Raw genomic sequence first — 23846 nt, 5'->3', positions numbered from 1 at the left:
TCTCCTATCTTACATTTCCATACGAATTATACGTACCTATATTTTTTGAAGGCTTTATAACATCTATCATTTTATTTGCAAAAAATAACCTCTGCTTTATAAGAGTAGAGTTAGTATCCTTTTGTAACTCTATATCTTTAAGTAGCCCCTTAACTTCTTCATAAACATCTTTAAGATGTTCATCATAACTATTTTCAATTATTTCTTTAAAATCATTATCTTTAATTATGTCTCTTCTTTTAATTTCAATAGTTGCTAATTTTTTTCCTATTAATTCTATATCCTCATTTACTTTATCTAAAGCTACTACTTCATCAGATAAAATTAAATTATACTGCTTATCTAATAAATTCATTAATTCTTGTAAGATTCTTTTTTCTTCAAAAATTACTAGTTTTAAGCTAGAATCCATTTAAATTACTCTCCTTTAATACTTTCAATCATTTTTTTAGCTATTTTTTTACTATCAATTTTGTAAGTTCCATTATTTATTCTATTTTTTATATCATTAATCTTATCCAAATTAATATTTTCATTATCATTTACTATTTTATTTAAATATTTAGCAGCATCAGATATCTCTACTTTATCTTTCATTTCTTTTTTTGTTACAGTTTTATTTTCATAATGCTTTTGTTTTTTATATACATTTATCATATTATTTCTTCTAATAGAATCTATCTTCATATTATGCCCCCAACTTTTTTTATTCATCTATTATTAATTATCGGCTAATTAACTAATTAATTTAGTCCTTTTTTATATTTAACAAAAAAATAATAGGTGCAGACTATATTTTCTCCACACCTATATCTTTAGTTCAATTCTTTTTTAAAGAACTTAATCTTACACTAATTTTATTTCCAAACTTAAGACTTTCTCCGTCAGCTATCATTTTATCATTGATGTTAATATCTAAATCCTCATCTATAGTTTTTTCAAGTTCTATTACATCTCCCTCTTTAAGAGATAGTATTTCCTTTATACTTTTTTTGCTGCTACCTATAGTTACGCTTATATCTAATTTAGAATTTAATAAAATTCCTTTATCTTCAAATTCCTCTACTTCTTTTTTTTGTAAAGTATCAAATTCTACTTCGTATAAATCTTCCTTTTTTCCTTCAATCATAAAATTCTCCTTTATCTATATAAATCTACCAAAAGACCTTGTATATTATCTATTGTAGAACTTATATCTAAGTTTTCCTTTTCTTCTTCTAATACTTTAGCAGTTAAAGATTCTAACTTTTCATTTATAGTTTCAACTGTTGAATAATACTTATTTTCAAAAAAACCAATATTTTTGTTAAGCGTATATGTATATTGAACAATAGTTTCTAAGTATTGTTTAATTGTGTTTTTATAACTTTTTACATCAGCATAATTTTTACTTACAATTAGTCTAGTACCTTTTTTCTTAATTTCTTTTATGTAATTTTCCAGCTGCTCTTTACTTGAAGACTTATATGATTTCATAAAGCTACCTGAAAAATCATTTTTTGTTGTACTAGATTTTTCTTTAATACTTATGGTTTTTTTTGTATTTATTCCATTAATTTTCATCATGCAATCCTTTATAATAATTCATTACTTTTTTAACATAATTTTGAGTTTCTTTTGGCATTTTATATATATCATCTATGGATCTAACTCCTCTATTTGCCATTCTAGTAGGACCTCCATTATAAGCCATTAATGCCATTTTAACATCTCCGTTATATCTTTTTATGTATTCTTTAATATGTCTTACTCCACCATCTATATTCTGTTCAATATTAAGAGGATCAACTATACCTAAACTTTTGCAATTTTCAGGCATAAGCTGCATAAGTCCCTTTGCCCCAGCCCATGAAACAGTATTTGGGGTAAAATCAGATTCTACTTTAATTATTGCCTTAATTAAATTTTTATCTACACCATATTTTTCACCACAAGTATTTATAGCATTTTTTATTCTATCTTTTTTACTTAAGCTACTAATATTAATATCATCCAAATTAATATTTTTAGAAAAACTGTTCATGTTTATACCATTTAATTTACAACTATTTAAAGAGCCAATAATATCCTCTATAGATACTTTATCTTCTATACTCCCAACAGTTTTATTTTTCTCACTTATGGCACTTAATAAACTTATCATTACTGTTTCAAAAATATTACTTTTTGATTCTCCATTAGAATTTCCAAATCCACTTAAACTATTTATAAATAACCCCATATCATTTATTCCATTTATCACTATATCACCTCAAAACATTTATAACCTTATTATACGGAATTTTTTAAGATAACTTAATACTTTTAATTAAATTAATCATATTCCTATCTAAAAAAAGCCATGGTACTAGCATTTGTAGAACCAATTCACCTTCTAATAATTATAATAATTCAAAACCTTTTAAAAACTTTACTATTTAATGCATCAAATATATATTATACTTTTTGTTGCATTAAAAATAGGAGAAAAATAAACTAATAAGTTTATTTTTCTCCTTAACTATTACTACTTTTTCAATTTTTATTAGTAAATCTTAGCTTCTTCTTTTCCGCTTAATACTCTAATTGCACCTTGTGCTAATGCAAGTAATTCATCTTCTCCTGGATAAGCTTTAACTTCTGTTATCCATCCAACTCTCTTAGTTATGTCATTAACAACTTTTTCTGAATAAGCTATTCCACCTGTTAGAAGAATTTTGTCTACTTTTCCTTCTAATACAGTAGCCATTTCTCCTATTGTTTTAGATATTTGATATATAAATGCATCATATATTAATTTAGCTTCTTCATCACCTTCGCTAACTTTCTTTAATACATCTCTAGCATCATTAGTATCAAGGTAAGCAACAAAGCCTCCTCTTCCTAATATCTTTTTATAAACTTCAGCTTCTGTATATTTTCCGCTAAAGCACATTTTTACTAAATCTCCAACAGGAACACTTCCTGATCTTTCTGGTGAGAATGGACCATCTCCATCTAAAGCATTGTTAACATCAACAATTCTTCCTAACTTATGAGCTCCTATTGAAACTCCACCACCCATATGAGCTACTATAAGATTTATTTCATCATACTTTTTGTTATTTTCTCTAGCATATCTTCTAGCAACAGCCTTTTGATTTAATGGATGACACTTACTCTTTCTTGGTAATTCTGGTATACCTGAAATTCTTGCAACTGGTTCTAATTCATCTACAACAATTGGGTCTACTATAAATGCTGGTACATTAACTTGTTTTGCTATTTCATTAGCTAATATTGAACCTAAATTTGCAGCATGTTGTCCTTGAACACCTTTTTTTGAATCTTCTATAAGAGCTTCTGTTACTTTATAAGTACCACCTGGAATTGGTTTAAGCATTCCACCTCTTCCAACAACAGCATCTAATTCATTAATATCAAAATTCTTTTCCTTTAATATTTCTAAAATAATATCTTTTCTAAAATCTAATTGATCAAATATTGTAGCATATTTTGCTATTTCATCTGATGAATGTCTTAAAGTAGTTTCTAAAACTTCCTTTTCATCTTCATAAATTCCTATTTTTGTTGAAGTTGAGCCTGGGTTTATAATTAATAATTTATATGACATAACTTTAATTACCTCCTAAATATCCTATCTATTACTTTAATGACTCAGCAACTAAAGCTGCTAATGCAATTGAGTTAACTTTTGTTTCAAAAGAATCTGCTCTTGAAGTTAATATAACTGGAGCTGATGTTCCAACTAATAATCCACCATTTTTTGATTTTGCTGTATAAGTTAAGCATTTATACATAACATTTGCAGTTTCTATATTTGGAAGCATTATAATATCTGCCTTTCCTGCAACTGGTCCTGATACTTTCTTATGATGTGCTGCTTCTTCTGAAATAGCATTATCAAGTGCTAAAGGTCCATCAACTATACAGCCCTTTATTTGTCCTCTATTATTCATTTTTGATAATAATGCAGCATCTAATGTTGCTGGCATATCTGGATTTACAACTTCAACTGCACAAACTGGAGCTACCTTTGGCATAGCAAGTCCACAAGCATGAGCTACTGCAACTGAATTGTCTATAATTTGCTTTTTAGCCTTTAAATCAGGGTATGTATTAAATGCAGCATCTGTTAAATATATTAATCTATCTATTCCTTCAATTTCAAAAACAGCAACATGGGACATAAGCTTTCCTGTTCTTAATCCTACTTCTTTATTTAAAACACTTCTTAAAAATGTTGCAGTATCAACTAATCCCTTCATAACCATATCTGCTTTTCCACTTGAAACAAGTTGAACTGCAAAAAGTGCTGCTTTCTTAGCATCTTTTTCATCCATTATTTCATATCCTGATAAATCCATTCCTATCTTATCAGCGATTTTTTTAATTTCATCTTTATCTCCAACTAATATAGCTTCAGCAATTCCTTGTTCCTTTGCTGATTTTACAGCTTCTAATACTGGCTCATCTTGAGCAACTGCTACAGCAACTTTCTTTTGTTTAAGTTCTTTAACCTTTGATAACAACTCATCAAAATTTTTACTCATTTATAACGCACCTCTTATATCTATATTTTAAAATAATTATTTTCATATACTTAAAATACATTACTCACCATATATTGTTAATTTTTTATCGTTAATTTTATAACAATTTAACAGTTATATTGTATCAGATTTTTCATATAAAAGGCAAGTTGTCAGAAAATTCTTTTACAAAAAAAAGGTGGATAAATCCACCTTTAATGTAAACATAATTTTAATTTTCTATGATTATAATGTATATTCCTCCATTATCCTCTCTGAAGCTTTTATTCCGTCAACAGCTGCAGATATTATTCCTCCTGCAAAACCTGCACCTTCACCTGTTGGATATAATCCTTTTATTGATACACTTTGAAGTTTTTCATCTCTTAAAATTCTAACTGGTGCTGATGTTCTAGTTTCTATCCCTGTTAAAATTCCATCATACATATCATATCCATCTATTCTCTTACCAAAAACTAAAATTCCTTCCTTTAATGTATCTACTACAGCTTTTGGCAAGCACTCCTTAAGTTCTTTAAATTCAAATCCTGGCTTATATGTAGGAATAACCTTTCCTAACTTTGTTGATTTTTTATCATTTAGAAAATCTCCAATAAGTTGAACTGGCGCTTTATAATTTCCACCACCTAATTTAAATGCCAGACTTTCATAATATCGTTGAAATTCCATTCCAGCTAGTGGATGATCTCCTTTAAAATCTTCTGGTCCAACTGTTACAACTAATGCAGAATTTGCATTTTCTAAATCTCTAGCATGATAACTCATTCCATTTGAAACAAGTCTTCCTTCCTCTGAAGCTGCAGCAACTACAACTCCTCCCGGACACATACAGAATGAATATACTCCTCTATTTTCCTTCTTGCTTTGATAAGTTAATCTATAATCAGCAGCTTTTAATTTTGGATGATTTGCATATTTTCCATATTGGCTTTTATTTATTATATCCTGTGGATGTTCTACTCTAACTCCTATTGCAAAAGCTTTTTGTTCCATTAATACTTTATTGTCATATAACATCTCATAAGTATCTCTTGAACTATGGCCTATTGCTAAAACTAAACAATCACAAGGTATTTCTTTTCCATTTACAACTATACTTTTTAACTTACCATCTTCTTCATTTATTTTTTCAAGTTTTGAATTGAAATGAACTTCTCCACCTAGTCTTTTTATCTTTTCTCTTATATTTTTAACTACATCTTTTAATATATCTGTACCTACATGAGGTTTTCCAACATAAGTTATTTCCTCTGGTGCTCCACCTTCAACAAACTCTTCTAATACAAATGAACATCTTTTATCTTTTATTCTAGTTGTTAACTTTCCATCTGAAAAGGCTCCTGCACCACCTTCTCCAAACTGAACATTTGAATTTAAATTTAACTCCCCAGTTTCCCAAAACTTTTCCACAGTTTCAGTTCTTTTATCCACATCTTCTCCTCTTTCAAAGACTATTGGTTTATAACCATGCTTTGCTAAAGTTAAGCTTGCAAATATTCCAGCTGGTCCAAAGCCAATAACAACTGGTCTTGATTTTAATTTTTTATTTCCATATATAAATTTTTCTTCTTTATTTTCATCTTCTAATTTTACATTATTGTTATTGATTTTTTTTACTATGCTTTTCTCATTGTCACACTTTACATCAACACAATAATTAAATTTAATATCATCTTTTTTTCTTGCATCTATACTTTCTTTTATTATTTTAAGTGAATGTATATCACTTTCCTTTATTCTTAACTTTTTTGCTGCTTTCTTTTTAAGTAATGCCTTATCTTCTTCAATACTTAGAATAATATTATTTATTCTTATTGCCATAAAATTTCTCCCTATACTGATTTTTTATTTGAAGTACTCTTATTATCTTTTGGACTTTCTTTTTTCTTTAAAGTAAAGCTTACTGTACCTGAATTTGATATTGATACATTAGAATTAGAGCCTGTCATTTTAACATTAGCTTGCTCTTCAAAGTCTCCTTCATTTTTGAATTTACTCAAATCAAAATTACATGTAAAATTACTAGAACTTAAATTATTTATATCACTTTTATTTCCTTGTATAGTAATTTTAACTGTCTTTGTTTCATTAGAGATCTCTAAATTGCTATTAAGTCCTGTGTAATTAACAGGAACTTCTAGATTCTTTGATATTTCATTATCTCCTACCTTTTCTACATTAATCTTTACTGTTATATAATTGTTTCCATCACTTACATTAACTCCATTAGGTAAAATTATCTTTACCTTCTTTTCTGTATCACTAGTAATATTTGATAAATTTATAGACTCAGTTTTCAAAGAATTTACAGAGGCTATAGCTTTTTCATCACCTACTATTTGAACAGAAGTTTTTGATGGATTTGTACTAACTAATTTATATCCATTTGGAACTGAACCTGTAAATTCAGTTGTAACATCAACTGATTTTCCGTTATTAACATTTATACTAATAGTTCCTACATTTTTGCTTAAGGTAACCCCTTCAACTACATTTCCATATGAATCTAATGCTTTAAGTGGCAATTCCTTAGTTATATTTTCACTAACACTTTCTAAGGTTCCAACTAAGGCAACATTTGCAACTTTATCCACAGCACTTTGAGGTCCTGAAACTTGAACTTTTTCAGAATTGAATTGTTCTTTTTGCTTATAAACACCTTTAGCATAACTTACATTAACCTGTGATATTGTATTAAATTGCTTAGTTATTAACTTTTCAAGTTTAACCTTAATTACTAAGTTCCCATTATTTTTTATGTTCAATTCATCTGGATAATTTTTTACTTGGACTGGTATATTATTAACACCTTGCTTTAATGCATATTCTCCAAGATTAGCTGAAAGTGAAAATTGGCTTTTGGTTGCTGCATAAATATATTTTGAATATCCTTCAAGATCTAAATCCACAGAAAAGGTTTGATTAGGTGCTAATGCTAACCCATCTTCCTTTAAGGCAGCCGTATTTGTTACTTTAACTGGCACTCCCTTTAAAGTATATGATCTTGTTGTATTTTGAATATTAGTTACATAAAGCCATAATCCAAAGGATAATAGTACACATACTAACTTTATAATTAACGTTTGTTTTTTTGTATTCCCCTTATCCATGCTTTCACCTTCTCTCCAGCTGATTTTACCTTCTTATTTTCATTATCTTGCATTATACTAAGTAAAGTTTTCTTTAACTTTTCTTTATCATAATTTCTTGTAAGTCTTCCACCCATAGCTAGTGATATTGTTCCTGTTTCCTCTGAAACAATTATTACTAATGCATCTGAATTTTCTGATAGACCTATACCGGCTCTATGTCTAGTACCTAATTTCTTGTTTATGCCATTATTATTTGTCAAAGGTAACACACATCCAGAAGCATAAATTCTATCTTTTCTTATAATTGTTGCTCCATCATGAAGAGGGGTATTTACAACAAATATATTCTCTAAAAGGGCTGAACTTACCTCAGCATCTATTATAGTCCCTGATCCTAAAACTTCTCCAAGTCCTGTCTTTTGCTCTATTGCAATTAATGCACCTGTTTTTGTTTCTGCTAAATCCTCTACTGCTGTTACTATTTCATCAATTATAGCTTCTCTCTCTTTAGAATTAGTAATTGTGTGTGTTTCATCAAAGGCACTTCTTCCTAAATGTTCAAGTGCACGTCTAATTTCTGGCTGAAATATAATTACTACAGAAAGAACTCCTATTGTTAATGTCTTACTTAAAATGAAATAAAGCATATCTAACTTTAAAACATAACTTATAGGAATTAATACTATAATAAATAAAATCCCCTTCAATAGCTGTTCTGCTCTAGTTTCTTTTATAAGCATATAACCTTTATAAAAAATATACGAAACAACTAAAATGTCTAATATTGAAGAAATTGATATATGCTTAATTGAATTTATTGCTTCAATAAAAAATTCCTGCATCAGTTTCACCCCTTATTTATTGTGTCTTTTCTAAATTATACACCAAATACCCTTCCCTTAATATAATACTATCTTACTTTTTATTATTCTTAATAATATTTTAAAACCTTTAGCAATATAATTTATAAGATTACTTTATTTAAATTATGAAAAGGAGGACTATTTGTGGAAATTTACAAAGAAAATTTAACTAAATTTATTAATCACTTAAAATCTAAAAAGAAGTTATTAATTATAGCATTTATAATTATTTTAATTCCAATAATACTTCTTATTATAACCAAAATAACACCATCTAGTAGAAGTATTAGAAATATTAATAAACTATCAAAAGAAATTTATTCTATAAACTCTAATTTACAAAGGCTAAGTGGATCTGAGGTAATAGATTCTGAGAATGTAAAAAATGAACTACCAAAATATATTAATAATTTAAAAGAGGCAAGCTCATCATTAACTGAATTGAAAGTTCCAGATTCAATTAATACTATAAAGGATAAATTTAGTGAAACATTGAATTATAATATTTCACTTTATGATGAATGCTTGTCTATGTATATGTCACCTTCTAGTTCTAATCTTCCAAACAAACTTAAAAAGTATAAAAAAACATTAGACAATTTTAATGATAGTAGAAATGATTTATCTAAACTTAGAATAAAAAATCCAATTTCTGATGAAGCTCTTATATTTTTTGATAAAACTTATAAATATTTTGATACATTAATTCAAGTTAATATGATGAAAGATATTTCTAGTGAAAAAAAATATGATTATATATTAGGAATTGATAATATAATAGTTAAGCTTAAAGAAATAAATGAAGATTTAAAACCAGCCTTAGATGATGTAAAAGAAAATAATAGAAATTTCAATACATTGCTTAATGACATATCAAATAAAAAATCTACTTTTGATAGTATAAAAAATGATTTTTATATGCTAAGTGTGCCTGAAGAAGCTAGTACAATCCATTCAAAGCTACTTCAAACAATTGACTTATATGATTCATATATATCCTCTATGGATGAAAATTTGCATCTTGATATGGAATCTAAAGAGAGTTCTGATAAAATAGAGGAAAATTACAAAAATACTTTTTCAAAATACTCTGAGTTTATAACATCATTAAATAAATTATGTAACGACTTAGAATATTTTAAAGAAAAATAGTATATAATCATCCTCCTTTGGCAATAATACTATTGACTGGGTTGTAAAAAGGAGGTTTTTATGAAAAAATTTATAAGTCTTTTTTTACTTTCTATGATGTTAATGTCATCTGTAGAAGCCAAGGCTTCAATGCTTAGCTTATTTGATTATATTTCTCTAACTGAGGATATAGAAAGTATAGATAAATCTAAAAATAATGATAAGCCTAATTCAAAAAATGAAGCAACTAAAAAAGAAAAGTCATCAAATAAAAATGAAGTTTCTAAAAATAATATAGAAGTTTTTAATCAAAAAGGGACTCAACTTAAAATCTCAAGGGCAGATATTGATTTAATGGCCAAACTTGTTTATTGCGAAAGCAGAGGTGAACCTTTCAAAGGGAAAGTTGCTGTTGCATCTGTGGTTTTAAATAGAGTAATGAGTCCTAAATTCCCAAACACTATAACTGATGTAATTTTCCAAAGGAATGCTTTCTCATGTGTTCAAAATGGAAAATTAATAGCCCAGCCTAATGAATCTTGCTATGATGCTGTCTATGAAGCCATAAGAGGTAAAGATCCTACAAATGAAGCTTTATTTTTCTATAATCCTGCAATTTCAACTTGTTCTTGGATGAAAGAAACAGCAAAGAAAGATTCTAAAAGAATAGGAAATCACACATTTTTTAAGCAATAGAAAAAGGCTCCTTAAATTTAGGAGCCTTTATATTTTTATTATTTTAAATTTATAACTGTTGCTTTTGGTCTTGACATAGCTTCTATTGAATAAGCAACACCTTGAGTTCCCATACCAGATGATTTAACTCCTAAGAATGGGAAGTGATCTGGTCCTCTTTCTGTTTTATTATTTACTTGAACAGTTCCAACTTCTAATCTATTTGCTACATAAAATGCTTTATTTATATCCTTAGTAAATACTGATGATTGAAGTCCATATTCTGACTCATTTGCAATTTTTATTGCATCATCAATAGCACTTACTCTTATTATTGGAAGAACTGGTCCAAAAGGTTCCTCCCAAGCAATTCTCATATCTACTGTTACATTATCAAATAATGTTGGCATTATAGTGTTTCCTTCTCTGTTTCCACCTAATAAAAGTTTAGCACCTTTTTCCTTTGCCTCTTCTATTATTCCTTCAACAAAATCGCATGCCTTACTACTTATTAAAGGTCCAACTGTAAAGTCTCCTTCTAATGGATTTCCTACAGTTACTTTATCCATTTCCTTTAATATTTTTCCACTTAATTCATCTCCAATTGAATCCATTACTAAAACTCTTTTTACTGCTGTACATCTTTGTCCTGAATATGAAAATGCACCTGCTACAATATTTTTAGCAGCTAAATCTAAATCAGCATCTTCTAAAACTATAGCTGCATCTTTTCCACCAAGTTCCATTAAAAGTGGTTTCATCTCTGTAATTCTTGAAATTCTTCTTCCAACTTCACTACTTCCAGTAAAGTTTACAAAATCTATTCCTTTATGTGTAACTACATAATCTCCTATTTCGCTACCCTTTCCTGTAATTGTATTTATAACTCCACTTGGTATTCCTGCTTCATTAAATGCTTTAGCTAAATATAATCCACATATACTACCTTGTGTTGCAGGTTTAAATACAACAGTATTACCTGCCATTAATGCTGGTGCAATTTTTGATCCAGCTAAGTTTACTGGATAATTAAAAGGAGATATTGCAAGTACAACTCCAAGAGGTTCTCTTGTAACTATTGATATTTTATCATTTTTAAATCCTGGGAATGAATCTCCAGGTATTGATTCTCCTTTAATATTTTCAGCAGTATCTGCTGTAAATCTAATTAAATCTGCTGTTCTCTTTATTTCTGACATGGCACTTTTTTTATCTTTAGCTATTTCAACCATCATTATTTCTGCCATCTCTTCTATTCTTTCTTCTAATAAATCAGCCACATTATGTAATAATCTTGATTTTTGATTAGTAGGAACTTCTCTCCACTTCTTTTGTTCTTCCCTAGCCACTCTTATAGCTTCATCTACTGCTTCTTTGCTCATAGCTTCAACAAAGCCTACTGTTTCTCCGTTAGCTGGTGATTTTATCTCTATTAATTTATCGCTATTTTTTACTATCCATTTTCCATCTAATAAGTTTGAATAAATTTTTTTGCCTTCTACTTCTTGAAAAAACATATTCCACCTCCGTCAATAATTTCTTTTTGTTGATATTTATTATTGATTATAATACACTTTTATACATTTTTCCACTTAATTCGTATAAATCTACTAAGAATTAAAAATTTCTTCATATTTTATTATTTCAAAAACTATTAAGTTTTATAGCAAAAAAATAGATGAGTTAAATTTACTAACTCATCCACATATATACTTACTTTATTTTTTCTTTTATTCCATCTCTTAAATATTCTAAATATTCAACATTAGCTCCATTACTTTTTAAATTATTTATTCTTTCTGAAGCTCTATTTATAGATTCTTTAGCTTCCTTAAAGTCCTTCTGTTTTATACAAGTACTTGTATACTCTAAAATATAATCTACTTTCATAACTTCCTTAGCTAAATCTTCTTTATCATCATTTACTAAATCTATTATTATATTATATACCTTTGGAGAAGTCTTTTCTCTTGCATTATATAATAAATCACTATTTTTGCTTGTTTTCTTTGCCATAGTTTTTCTCCTTTTATAAAGTATTTTTACTATATTCTAAAATACTTTAACTTATTTTTAAACATAAATATTTAAAAATCTTATGTTTATTTTTTTATAACATAAAAAAACACCTAAAATCAACATGGATATAAAACATAGCAAATTATTAAAAAGGACTTTTCAAATTAATGAAAAGCCCTCTATATATAATTAAATATTTATTTTTAACTATAACTTCAAAAGGAAATAATATTAAACTAAATATTTTGAAACTAGCTCTTTAAATCCTTCTTTATTTTCCTTATACCAGTTTATAAATTCTACATTTTCCTTTTCTAAAACTTTATATAAGTCATAAATGAAATTAGGAATTTCTGTATCTATTATATCACCGTAAACTTCTCCAAGATGACTATTACCTATTTCAAAGTCACCAGCTACATGAAGTTCAAAACAACTCTTTAACTCATTATTTACTCTCTTTGATTTTCCTGAGAATCCAATTGATCCAATTTCATGTACACTACAAGAATTTGCACAACCTGATATATGAACTACAGGAAGTAAATCTTTTTCTATATGTTCACTTGAAAGCTTATCTAAAATATTAGTTAATAACTCTTGGCTATTTTTTAATCCCATTTGACATATTGGAACTCCAATACAACTTACTGATTGCATTACCTTTAATTCTCCACCACGGCCTTTAGTTAATTCTAAAATTTCTTCAGCTTCATTTCCATTAAGATTTCTTATATATATACCTTCTTGCATAGTAAATCTAAAATCTATATCATCCATTTTTTCTGTAGCATCTAATATAGCTTTAAGGTCTTTCATCATTAGCTTTCCTCCAAATGGGTGGAAGTAAACACTATAAAGTCCCTCTTGTTTTTGTTCTATTAATCTTGCATCTTTTTTAGAAGTTTTAATTCCTTCTTTTTTAATTTTTTTTTCTTTTACATCTATTTTTAAGTCTTTCTTTGAGATAACTTCTTCTAAATGTTTTTTATAACATTTTAAGAATTCTTCTTCTCCCATTCTTTCAACTATATATCTTATACGTGCTTTACCTTTATTTTTATAATCACCTTCAGCCATAAATAAGTTTATCATTGCTTCAACATGATATAAAACATCTTCTGGTTTTATAAGTTCATCATATTCTACTGACATTCTTGGATTTCTTCCAAGTCCACCACCTAAATAAGCTTTAAAGAACTTTTCTCCATCTTTATTTATTGCAAGGAATCCTAAATCTGTTACTGTACAGTGTGGTTCATCCTTTGTATTAGTAGCCATAGCTATCTTTATCTTTCTAGGTAATTTATATGTATATACTCTTTCCATAATATACTTATTAACTGCTTCTGCATATGGTGTTACATCAAAGGCTTCCCCTTTTTCTACTCCTGAAAGAGGTGACATTGCAACATTTCTTGGGAAGTTTCCACCTGATCCTCTTGTATATATTCCATAATCAATAGCTTCTTCCATTATATCGCAAACATCATCTATTCCTAACCCATGTAATTGAATAGCTTGTCTTGTTGTTGTATGAAGCCAAGTTAAATTATATCTATTAGCCCATTCATATATCTTATTAAAGTCTTCTTTTGAAACTCTTCCTGAAGGAGTTTTAAGTCTTATCATAAACTCTTTTCCACCTCTATGAGCGTATACTCCCATTCCTCCAGACATTCCTTTAAATTGTGCAACATTAAGTTCTTTATTTAAAAACTTATGTCCATTTTCTCTAAACTCTATAATTTCCTCTTTTAGTACATCATTTAATTTTTTCATTTATACTCACCTCTTCAATTTATTTTACTATTTCAAATTTATATCGTAAAAGAATTTTTTCTTATATTAATATAATTAAATACCTATAGTAAAATTAATTCATATCCTTTATTATCCCTATATCCAAACTGGATTATACTCCTAATTAATAGACATATTTTTAATCAAAGTTAAACTTTAGATGAATAAGAGATAAGAAAACTTTTTCATTTAAATAATAATTTATAAAATAAGACTAACTTATAACATATATAACCATTTCATTATAAGTTAGCCTTATCTTTAACTATATTTTTATTTATAATAATTAAATACATTTTGTATAATGTTTTCTTCTTCTAAAACTATATCGTCTATTTCATAACATGCTAAAAATTTAATTAATCTATTTATATCTCCATCATATAAAAATTCAATATAATTTTTCTCTCTCTTTACACTTTCTCCTCCAAATATTCTTATATCTCTTTCCATACTTTCATTAGTTTTTAAAATAATCTTCTTCTTAAGAAAATTTTTTATAATTTTCATATTTTTTATATCTATAACTTTTCCTTTTCTAATAATTACTACCTTATCACAATATTTTTGAATATCATTTAAGTTATTACTTGATATTAATATAGTTGTTCCCTTATTGTTTTCCTCTAATATTATTTCAAATATTATCTTTTTAACATCTTCATCTACACTGCTAGTAGGCTCATCCAAAATAATAATCTTAGGATTTTTTATAATAGCATTAATAATTGCTACTTTTTTTCTATTTCCAAAGGACAATTCTCCTATCCTTTTATTTTTATTTATTTGAAACTTTCTGCATAAATCATTTATTTTATCCTCTAAATTATTTTCTTTGCTCTTAAAAATATCTTTTACTTTTAAATTTTTAGAAAAAGCTATTTCACTTGGTACATATCCCACTATATCCTCAATTTCTTTAGCCTTATCTTTAGAATCTAGTCCCAAAATACTAATATTCCCACTTGATGGAGAAGAAAAATTAAGTAACATCTCCATTAATATTGATTTTCCAGAACCATTTGGACCTGCAATCCCTACTATTTCCCCTTCATTAACATCAAAACTAATGTTTTTAATTATCTTTTTACCATTACAATATTTAGTTAAGGAGTTAATTCTTAAAGCTTCCATATACCCTCCCATATCATTTATTTTAAATTCCCACAATAATACCAAAACCCATAATAAAAAGGGTCATTAAATAGAAATTTATCTAATTTAACGACCTAATTATCTTATATTAATTATACATTATTTTCCTTTTAATCAAAAGACTTTTTAATAGCATTTTCAAAAGTTCCTGTTATTTTTGCCTTTCCTTCATCAACCATAATCTTTCCCATAGCTATAACTTTATCAATTGATAAATCCTTTTCATTAACTATAACTATGTCTGCATCCTTTCCCTCTTCAATTCTTCCTTTACTATTTAATTTAAGAACATCTGCCACATTTGAAGTTGCTACTTTTAAAGCATCTTCAATTGCTATACCTTCATTTAATATTGACTCTTTTATTGATTCATAAAGGGATTTTACACTACATATTCCAAGACCCTTTAGCTTTCCATCTTCATCAAATATAGGCATACTTCCATTTCCATCTGATGTAAAAGTTATTTTTTCTATTGGTAATCCTTTATCTAAAAGATATTTTAATGCCTTTGATGCAATCATTTCTCCCTTTTCTAAATTATCAGGATCTGAACTTGTTGTTAGGTCAATATAACCTCCTCTTTTTATCCACTCTACCCCTGCATCTAAAAGTTCCTTTGTTCTGCTCATATGAGTTGGTAATACTTGAGTAGCTGGTATCTCTGTTTCATCTAACATTTTAAATAAAAAGTCTAACCTTCTAGCTCCTCCACCTAAATGAATATTAACAATTCCAGACTTATTTGAAAGAAGGCCTCCAACTCTAGCCTCTGCAACTAAATTTATAAACTGATCTAATCTTGGCTCGGAACTTCTATTGTCTGATAGAGCAATCTCTCCAACACCTATAATTTCATCTACAACCATTAAATCTCCCTTTATACTTTCTGTCATAGTTTTTACAGGAACATCATAGGAACCTGTATAGCATGTTGCTGTAATTCCCTCTTCCTTTAATCCCTTAACCTTAGCAACTAATGATCTCATATTTCTACAAACTCCATCAGTTCCAATACACCCATTAACAGTTGTAATTCCAGCTGTAGTTAAATTGCTTAATTGTAATTCTGGTGTTCTTGTTTTAAAGCCACCTTCTCCACCACCTCCAATTAAATGTACATGACCATCAATAAATCCTGGAAAGGCATATTTGTTACTGCCATCTATAATTTCAATATTTATAAAATCCTTTGGAACATTTATGCTATCATATATTCCTTCTATTTTATCTCCTACTAAAACTATATCTTTTCTGCCTAAACTTTTTGGAGAATATAATTTAATATTCTTTATAACTTTAATCATTTTATTTCCTCCTAAAAATTAATTAATATATTTATAAATTCCCAACTTTTCATTATTATATTTACTTCTATAAAAAAAGACCATATTCCTACTTTTGGAATACAGTCTTTAAATAAATTTTATTTGTTATAAAGTTTAATTTCTAATTCATTTGAAATAGCTATATTGTAAATATATGAATTAGATACCTCATTAATAAATTTTTCTTCAAGTTTTCTATCAAATTCAACTTCATTTAGCATTCCATGATATTCCATAACAAATGCTCTCATATCATCTGCATCTTCAAAAACTTCATCATAAACATAATAATTTAAACCTTTTGGATCAATTTCATATGATTCTCTAAGCATTTTATATATACTTCTTCCACCAAAAAGATCTGCTAAATATCTGCTATATGCATGTGCTACTAATAATTCTGGTTGCTTTTCGCTAACTTCATTTATTCTTTCTATATATGCTTTTGTTGAAGCTAGTAATCTCATTTCGCTAAGTTTTTCTCCTAATAAGAATTTTAAATCTTTATAAATTTCCTCTGTACGATAAACTTTCTTAATAGCAAAATCATTAACTACTGAATTTTCTCTATACTTTTCTAGATTAAATTCTATAGTTTTATATATTTCATATATGTTGAATAAATATTCTGCGTAACTTTCCTTTGAAGCCTTTCCATCCATAAGTCTTTTTAAAAAACCTGTCTTTTCAGCTGAATCATGTAAAACTTGATTATTTTTTCTAATTTCATTCATAAAAGAATTCATAAAAACACCTTCTTAAATATTTTATTTTAATGTATATCTACTATTTATCTCTTGTTTATGGCTAAATAATAATCTATTAAAATAAAACATTCAATGTCCTTATTTCCTCTATTTCTCTTAAATTCTCTATAAAAAGCCTATTTTTCTAATATTTAATTCAATTCTCTCCCTATTACTTAATAATTATTATCAATTAATAATATATTTACATTACATTTAAGAATATGCTTTTTTATTAAAAAATTCCATAAAATACAACTCCAAAAATACCTGCTAGTACTATTGATATTATAGGATGAACCTTTTTAGATAATAATAAAGCTCCTATTATTAAAGTTATTATCACAGATTTAACATCTACATAAGCATCTTTAGCTAAATCTAAAAAAGCCTGTATTATTAGTGCTATAAGAACTGGTCTCATACCAAGTAATGCACCTTTTAAAATTTTTGATTCTTTAAATTTTTCCATAGCCTTTGATGCTATAGATACTAATATAAATGATGTTGTTACAACTCCTAAAGTAGCTCCTACACTACCTAAAACTCCAAATACTTTATATCCAACAAAAGTTGCTGAATTTATAGCTACTGGTCCTGGAGTCATCTGAGAAATTCCTATTATATCCATAAATACTTTACCACTTATCCAATGATGATTTTCAATTATTTCACTTTGTATAAATGGTATCATGGCATATCCACCACCAAAACTAAAGGTTCCTATTTTTAAGAAGGTTAAAAATAATTGTATTACTAAACTCACCTATTTCACCTTCTCCCTTAAAAATACAGCTCCATAAATGGCAGCAGCTACAACTACTATAATAGGATTAACCTTAAATATAACTAAAGCTATTAATGCTAAAACTATTGTTATTCCATTTCTTATATTTTTATCTACCCCTTTAGCTAAACTAATAACTCCTGTTAAAACTAATACTGGAACAGCTGCTGATATTCCTTTAAATACAAGATTAACATAATAATTTTCCCTAAATTTCATAAAGAAAGTAGCTACTATTAATATTATTAAGAATGAAGGGAGTGCAACTCCAAGAAGGGCTATTACACCGCCCAAAACTCCTGCTATCTTATAACCAATAAAAATAGAACAATTTATAGACATTGCACCTGGAAAACTTTGAGATACAACTAACATATCCATAAACTCTTCTTTACTTACCCATTTTTGTTTATTTACTACTTCCTCTTCAATAATAGGAATCATGGCATATCCACCACCAAAGGTGAAAGCTCCTATCTTAAAGAAAGCTATAAACATTTTTAAAACTTTATCCACAACTTTTCCTCCACATTACTTTAGATATACACATATTTTATCACAACTTAACAATTAAAATACAAGGAAAGAAGTTATCTTAACAATTATAATAATAAAAAAGACAAAGTATAAAACTTCTAAGAAATAATATTCCTATCTATTTATTACTTTGCCTTTTTATTAAATATATCACTTTTTATTTATATGTTGACTATTTTACATCTGTTGTTAATTTTCCTTCTCCATAAACCTTTTCCCAATCATTAATAAATTGATCTACACTCCAGTCTGTTAATGGATGCTCTAACATTTTATCCATTATATCTGGATTAACAGTTACTGAATGAACTCCATTTCTTGATAAATCTTGAACTTGTTGAACATTTTTAAATGAAGCTGCTAAAACTTTGCAGTCTAAATTATATAATTTAAGTTCTTCTATAATATCCTTAACTACTTCTACTCCATTTCCACTTATATTATCAATTCTATTTACATAAGGAGCTACAAATTTTGCACCACTTACAGCTGCCATAAGTGCTTGTTGTGCTGTAAATATTGCAGTTGCTGTTATATTTATTCCTTCTTTGCTTAATACTCTTATAGCTTTAATACCTTCTTTTGTAACAGGAATCTTCACATAAAAGTTTCCTCCTATTGTTTCATTAAGATATTTAGCTTCCTTTATCATATTCTCTGCACTTTTTCCTATAACTTGTGCATGAAGCATTGTATCTTCTCCAATAATTTTTCTAATTTCCTTTAGTAATCCTATAAAATCTCTATTTTCCTTTGATATTATTGTTGGATTTGTTGTTACTCCTGTTATTGGATATATATCAAAAGCCTTTCTTATAGCATTTAAATTAGCTGTATCTAACATGTATATCATAAATATTTCCCCCTAAAAATTATAATTTTTCTTCTGTTCTCTTTATAATATCTTCTTGTGTTGTTGGATCTAATGTTATAAATTGTGCACAATAACCTGCAACTCTAACAATTACATCTCTATATTTTTCTGGATCCTTTTGTGCTGCCCTTAAAGTTTCTGTTGAAATAATATTAAATTGAATATGCCATCCCTTCATTAAAACAAAGGATCTTATTAAGGCAACAAACTTTTCAAACTGTGCCTCTCCCTTTAATAACTCTGGTGAGAACTTTTGATTTAAAAGTTGTCCTCCTGTCATTAAAATTGTTGGTAACTTTGTTATTGATTTTAAAACAGATGTTGGTCCATTTGTATCTGTTCCCTGTACTGGTGATGCTCCTTCAGCTGCTGGTGTCCAAGCCATTCTTCCATCTGGTGTTGCACCTGTTACTGTTCCCATTGGTACATTTGAAGAAATTCCTGAAGTTGATAATCCATATTTGCAGCCAATAGGACCTTTTCCATACCTTGTTGTTCTATATTTTTTAATTTCTTTTATATAAGTATCATAAGCTTCCTTTGCAATATTATCTACATAGTCTATATCATTTCCATACTTAGGTGCTTCAAGTAATATCTTTTTAATTACTTCTCCATTTTCTCCACTAAAATTATTTTTTAGAGCTTCCATTACTTCCTTTGTACTTAAATATTTATTTTCATAAACTACACTCTTTAATGCTGCAAAAGAATTTGCTACATTTGAAAGTCCAACTTGAAGTCCTGCAATAAAATCGTATACTGAGCCACCTTCTTTAATTGTCTTTCCTCTTCCTATACAGTCATCTACTAGTGATGAACAAAGTATATCTGGGAATTCTTCTAAATGAGTGTCTGCAAGTTTATCTAATGCAACTGTTAGCTTTGTATAATAAGCTATATTTTTCTCCCATGCCTTCCAAAGTTCCTCAAAGGTATTAAAGTCAGTTAATTTTCCATTACCTGATAAAAGTGTTTTCCCTGTTCTCTTATCATATCCATCATTTAAAGTAAGTTCTAAAGCCTTTATCATATTTAAAAATGTCATTCCTGTACATCTATATCCCCATTTACCTGGAACAGCCACTTCAACACATCCAACCATTGTATAATTATATGCATCTTTAAAATCTACTCCCTTATTTAAAAGAGCTGGCACTATAATTTCATCAGTGTGAAGAGCTGGCATACCAAATCCAGTTGCTATAACATTTGCACATTCACGAAGAAATCTTTCTGGACTATTTGCATGTAATCTAGCTGAAAGATTTGGTTGAGTAAGCTTTGCCTCTGCAACACTTTCTAATATAAGGTAACTTAATTCATTTACAGCATCTGTTCCATCAAAATTTGAACCACCTATTGTTACATTTTGATATGTTGGATAACCTGCCCCATAACCTGCATGAGAAGTTGGTCTAACCTTTAATATTGAATATAATTTTACCCATAAACATTCTAAAAGTTCCTTAGCTTCTTCCCTATTTATAATTCCATTTTCAATATCATGTTTATAGAATTTATAAAGATATTGATCCACTCTTCCTAAAGATGCTGAATGTCCATTACTTTCAATTTGAATAACTAAATGAATAAACCAGATCATTTGAACTGCTTCATAAAATGTTCTTGGAGTTTCCTTTGGAACTCTTTCACAAACTTTAGCTATTTCTAATAATTCTTCTCTTCTTTTTTCATCCTCTTCAATTTGTGCAAGTTCTATTGCAAGTTTTGAATATCTTTCTGCAAACTTAATTACTGCCTCATTTGTAATAATTACTGATTCTAAAAATCCTTTTTTCCTTAAAGCATCATTTTCACTTATGTCTAAGCTATTTAGTTTTTCTCTTGCCTCTTCTATAATTCCACTTAAACCAATATTTAATGCTTTTTCAAAATCAGGAACTATATGTCCATCTCCTGATGTCATATTCCCTTCCCCATGGATAACCTTTACATTAATTGCATCTTCTATTTCCTTTGGCATAACAGCAAAACATTTATCTCTTAAAGTTTTACCCTTCCAATATTGAACTATTTCTAAAAGTTCATCTATATCTTCCTCTGGCAGATGAAAATTATCTCCATCTCTTTTATCAAAATTTCCTTTTTCCTTTATTTCATCTTCCATCCATTGTACTGCATATTCTGGGAAAACAGGAGCTGTTCTTTCACTTGATGCTTGATTACCAACAATTAGTTCACCATCTTTAATATATATTGTCATATTTTCTAATATCTTTTCAACAGCTTTTGCTCTTTTTATATAAATTGGTTCTGCTTCATTTTCTTTATAAGCCTCTGTTACATATCTAGCTCTTTCTATACATACCATAGGCGTTTGTGATAATACTGATTCTCTTAACTTTTTAACTCTCTCACTTTTAATTTCATAATTTTTCATAATAAACTTTCCTCCTTATCCTCCAATAACACATTTTAATCCACTATTTTCTATAATATTTTTTAAATATTCCACATCACTTTCTTTAAGATTTTTTAGAGATTTTAATTCATAATCCCTTTGAAGCTGATTATATTTTTCCTTTCCTAAAGAATGATATGGTAATAAATGAACTTCTTTAATATTATTTTTATTTGCTATATATGAAACTCTTTCAATATTTTCAACACTATTATTGCATCCTGGTATAACAGGAACTCTAATTATTATATTGTTATGAATTTTACTTAGTTTTTCTAAATTTTCTAATATTAATTTATTTGATAACCCAGTAAGTTTTTTATGCTCACTATCACAGGTATTTTTAATATCAAACATAACTAAATCACATAAGTTTGCTATTTCTTCTAGAGCCTCAAATTTTCCAAAGCCACTTGTTTCAATTGCTGTATTTATATAATTTTCTCTACATTCTCTTAAAAGTTCTTTAGTAAATTCCTTATTTACTAATACTTCCCCTCCTGAAACTGTAACCCCTCCACCAGACTCTTTATAAAAAACTAAATCTTTATATACTTCCTTAAATACTTCATTAACATCTCTTTCTTTACCAACAAAATTTAAAGCTGACATTGGACACATTTTTATACAAAGACCACATAAATTGCATTTTTCCTTATTTATTACTATCTTTCCATTTTCAAAGGTTAAAGCACCATTTTTACAGCTCTTTACACATCTTAAACATTTAATACATTTATTTAAGTTGTAATAAATTTCATTTTCTTTTCTTTGGGTTTCTGGATTGGCACACCATATACACTTTAATGGACATCCTTTTAAAAAGACTACTGTTCTAATTCCAGGACCATCATGAGTTGCATATCTTTCAATTTCACAGACAACTGCTTTGGTCATTTTAATCACCCTCTTAATTCTATTCTCGTTCATTGTCATTTATTACTGTTTGATTATATTTTATATTCATTTATTACTATTGTCAATAAACTTTATTTTTATTTGTTTTCATTTATTCTCATTTTGGTTATAATAATATAAAAAGATTGATTATAGATTAGAGGTATAAATAAATGTTTATGGAAGAAAGACTTAATGAAATATTAGAGTTATTAAAAAAGGATAATAAAGTTCTTGTTAAAGATTTAAGTATTAAATTTAATGTTACAGAAAGTATGATTAGAAAAGATTTAAATAAACTTGAAAAGGAAGGATTAGTTGAAAGAACCTATGGAGGTGCCATACTTCCAAGGGGAATTGCTGAAACTACAAGTATTTCAAATAGATTAATTAAAAATATTGATACAAAAAAAGAAATTGCCCTTAAAGCATTTAATTCAATAGAAGATAAAGATACAATATTTTTGGATATATCTAGTACAAATTACTTATTAGCAGAGCTACTATCAAAAAGTACTAAAAAAATTACCTTAGTAACTAATATGGTTGAAATATCTTCTTTATTTAATAATGCTGATTTAAATATAGATTTAATCTGTATAGGTGGATTATATAATAAGGCTCTTGGTGGAGTTACTGGCTCAGAGGCAATTGAAAGTATTTCAAAATATAGATTTAATAAGGCTTTTATAGGAAGCTGTGGAATAAATATTTTTGATAAAAGTATTTGTAACTTCGATTTAGAGGAAGGTAATACAAAAAAAGCAATTATAGCTTCTTCAAATAAGGTTTATCTATTAATTGAAAATAAAAAATTCCATTTTGATGGTACTTATAAATTCGCTTCCCTTTCTCAAATAGACTATATAATAACTGAAATCCTTCCAGATAACAAAATAATAAAACTTATGAATAAGTTAAATATTTCAATAATATAAAATTTTATAAAGCAAAAAGCGTGGAATAAATTCCACGCTTAAAT

At 27.6% G+C, this 23846-nt stretch carries 24 protein-coding genes; 3 read left to right on the top strand and 21 right to left on the bottom strand.

Annotation, left to right across the window (positions count from 1 at the left end; all coding sequences use genetic code 11):
- Positions 1–4: 4 nt before the first annotated feature.
- The 10 genes from J2S18_RS08975 to cdaA all read right to left on the bottom strand — a co-directional run bounded on the left by J2S18_RS08975 (position 5) and on the right by cdaA (position 8466).
- On the bottom strand, positions 5–412 hold the full coding sequence (locus J2S18_RS08975) for a flagellar protein FlgN (protein ID WP_307485951.1): 408 nt from the start codon (positions 410–412) through the stop codon (positions 5–7).
- Between the two features lie 5 nt (positions 413–417).
- Positions 418–687, bottom strand: coding sequence for a flagellar biosynthesis anti-sigma factor FlgM (flgM, locus tag J2S18_RS08970; protein WP_307485949.1), 270 nt, complete (start codon positions 685–687; stop codon positions 418–420).
- 133 nt (positions 688–820) lie between these two features.
- On the bottom strand, positions 821–1129 hold the full coding sequence (locus tag J2S18_RS08965) for a FliM/FliN family flagellar motor switch protein (protein WP_307485944.1): 309 nt from the start codon (positions 1127–1129) through the stop codon (positions 821–823).
- Between the two features lie 11 nt (positions 1130–1140).
- Positions 1141–1563, bottom strand: a complete 423-nt coding sequence (locus J2S18_RS08960; RefSeq protein ID WP_307485941.1) for a YaaR family protein — start codon at positions 1561–1563, stop codon at positions 1141–1143.
- Positions 1553–2242, bottom strand: coding sequence for a lytic transglycosylase domain-containing protein (locus tag J2S18_RS08955; RefSeq protein WP_307485939.1), 690 nt, complete (start codon positions 2240–2242; stop codon positions 1553–1555). The genes J2S18_RS08960 and J2S18_RS08955 overlap by 11 nt, the downstream gene beginning before the upstream one ends.
- A gap of 282 nt (positions 2243–2524) precedes the next feature.
- On the bottom strand, positions 2525–3592 hold the full coding sequence (gene buk, locus J2S18_RS08950; RefSeq protein WP_307485937.1) for a butyrate kinase: 1068 nt from the start codon (positions 3590–3592) through the stop codon (positions 2525–2527).
- 31 nt (positions 3593–3623) lie between these two features.
- On the bottom strand, positions 3624–4532 hold the full coding sequence (ptb, locus tag J2S18_RS08945; RefSeq protein WP_307485934.1) for a phosphate butyryltransferase: 909 nt from the start codon (positions 4530–4532) through the stop codon (positions 3624–3626).
- Positions 4533–4757: 225 nt separating this feature from the next.
- A complete protein-coding gene (locus J2S18_RS08940; protein ID WP_307485932.1) occupies positions 4758–6353 on the bottom strand; it encodes an NAD(P)/FAD-dependent oxidoreductase in 1596 nt (531 codons plus the stop codon).
- An 11-nt stretch (positions 6354–6364) separates the two neighbouring features.
- Positions 6365–7642: a CdaR family protein gene (locus tag J2S18_RS08935; RefSeq protein WP_307485929.1), complete on the bottom strand. Its 1278-nt coding sequence runs from the start codon at positions 7640–7642 to the stop codon at positions 6365–6367.
- Positions 7609–8466, bottom strand: a complete 858-nt coding sequence (gene cdaA / locus J2S18_RS08930; protein ID WP_307485927.1) for a diadenylate cyclase CdaA — start codon at positions 8464–8466, stop codon at positions 7609–7611. Before cdaA ends, J2S18_RS08935 begins: the two co-directional genes overlap by 34 nt.
- Before the next feature lie 165 nt (positions 8467–8631).
- On the opposite strand from cdaA, the gene J2S18_RS08925 reads away from it, so the two are divergent.
- Positions 8632–9639, top strand: a complete 1008-nt coding sequence (locus J2S18_RS08925; RefSeq protein WP_307485925.1) for a hypothetical protein — start codon at positions 8632–8634, stop codon at positions 9637–9639.
- Positions 9640–9699: 60 nt separating this feature from the next.
- Entirely contained in the window at positions 9700–10314 is a 615-nt protein-coding gene (locus J2S18_RS08920; RefSeq protein ID WP_307485923.1) for a cell wall hydrolase, read from the top strand.
- 38 nt (positions 10315–10352) lie between these two features.
- Here J2S18_RS08920 and J2S18_RS08915 read toward each other — a convergent pair whose 3' ends face one another.
- The 11 genes from J2S18_RS08915 to J2S18_RS08865 all read right to left on the bottom strand — a co-directional run bounded on the left by J2S18_RS08915 (position 10353) and on the right by J2S18_RS08865 (position 22864).
- Positions 10353–11810: an NADP-dependent glyceraldehyde-3-phosphate dehydrogenase gene (locus tag J2S18_RS08915; protein ID WP_307485921.1), complete on the bottom strand. Its 1458-nt coding sequence runs from the start codon at positions 11808–11810 to the stop codon at positions 10353–10355.
- A gap of 196 nt (positions 11811–12006) precedes the next feature.
- On the bottom strand, positions 12007–12309 hold the full coding sequence (locus J2S18_RS08910) for a hypothetical protein (protein WP_307485919.1): 303 nt from the start codon (positions 12307–12309) through the stop codon (positions 12007–12009).
- Between the two features lie 234 nt (positions 12310–12543).
- Positions 12544–14094 (bottom strand): nitrite/sulfite reductase, encoded by a 1551-nt coding sequence (locus tag J2S18_RS08905; protein WP_307485915.1) that lies wholly within the window; start codon positions 14092–14094, stop codon positions 12544–12546.
- Between the two features lie 294 nt (positions 14095–14388).
- Entirely contained in the window at positions 14389–15249 is an 861-nt protein-coding gene (locus J2S18_RS08900; protein ID WP_307485913.1) for an ABC transporter ATP-binding protein, read from the bottom strand.
- 131 nt (positions 15250–15380) lie between these two features.
- Positions 15381–16577, bottom strand: coding sequence for a beta-aspartyl-peptidase (gene iadA, locus J2S18_RS08895; RefSeq protein ID WP_307485910.1), 1197 nt, complete (start codon positions 16575–16577; stop codon positions 15381–15383).
- 119 nt (positions 16578–16696) lie between these two features.
- Positions 16697–17344 carry a biliverdin-producing heme oxygenase gene (locus J2S18_RS08890; RefSeq protein WP_307485907.1) on the bottom strand — a complete coding sequence of 216 codons (648 nt, stop codon included), beginning with the start codon at positions 17342–17344 and terminating at the stop codon, positions 16697–16699.
- A 235-nt stretch (positions 17345–17579) separates the two neighbouring features.
- Positions 17580–18110: a chromate transporter gene (locus J2S18_RS08885; protein ID WP_307485905.1), complete on the bottom strand. Its 531-nt coding sequence runs from the start codon at positions 18108–18110 to the stop codon at positions 17580–17582.
- A complete protein-coding gene (locus J2S18_RS08880) occupies positions 18111–18647 on the bottom strand; it encodes a chromate transporter (protein ID WP_307485903.1) in 537 nt (178 codons plus the stop codon).
- A 193-nt stretch (positions 18648–18840) separates the two neighbouring features.
- A complete protein-coding gene (locus J2S18_RS08875; protein WP_307485900.1) occupies positions 18841–19521 on the bottom strand; it encodes a fructose-6-phosphate aldolase in 681 nt (226 codons plus the stop codon).
- A gap of 19 nt (positions 19522–19540) precedes the next feature.
- Positions 19541–21946 (bottom strand): glycyl radical protein, encoded by a 2406-nt coding sequence (locus tag J2S18_RS08870; protein WP_307485897.1) that lies wholly within the window; start codon positions 21944–21946, stop codon positions 19541–19543.
- A gap of 15 nt (positions 21947–21961) precedes the next feature.
- Positions 21962–22864 (bottom strand): glycyl-radical enzyme activating protein, encoded by a 903-nt coding sequence (locus J2S18_RS08865; RefSeq protein ID WP_307485896.1) that lies wholly within the window; start codon positions 22862–22864, stop codon positions 21962–21964.
- Between the two features lie 173 nt (positions 22865–23037).
- Between J2S18_RS08865 and J2S18_RS08860 the strand changes: the two genes are divergently transcribed.
- Entirely contained in the window at positions 23038–23802 is a 765-nt protein-coding gene (locus J2S18_RS08860) for a DeoR/GlpR family DNA-binding transcription regulator (protein ID WP_307485894.1), read from the top strand.
- Positions 23803–23846 lie beyond the last annotated feature (44 nt).

Origin of the sequence: Eubacterium multiforme (assembly GCF_030813415.1) — a bacterium.
Lineage (GTDB): Bacteria > Bacillota > Clostridia > Clostridiales > Clostridiaceae > Clostridium > Clostridium multiforme.
Note: the sequence above shows the minus strand (reverse complement) of the source record. Positions and strands in the feature narration are given on the sequence as shown.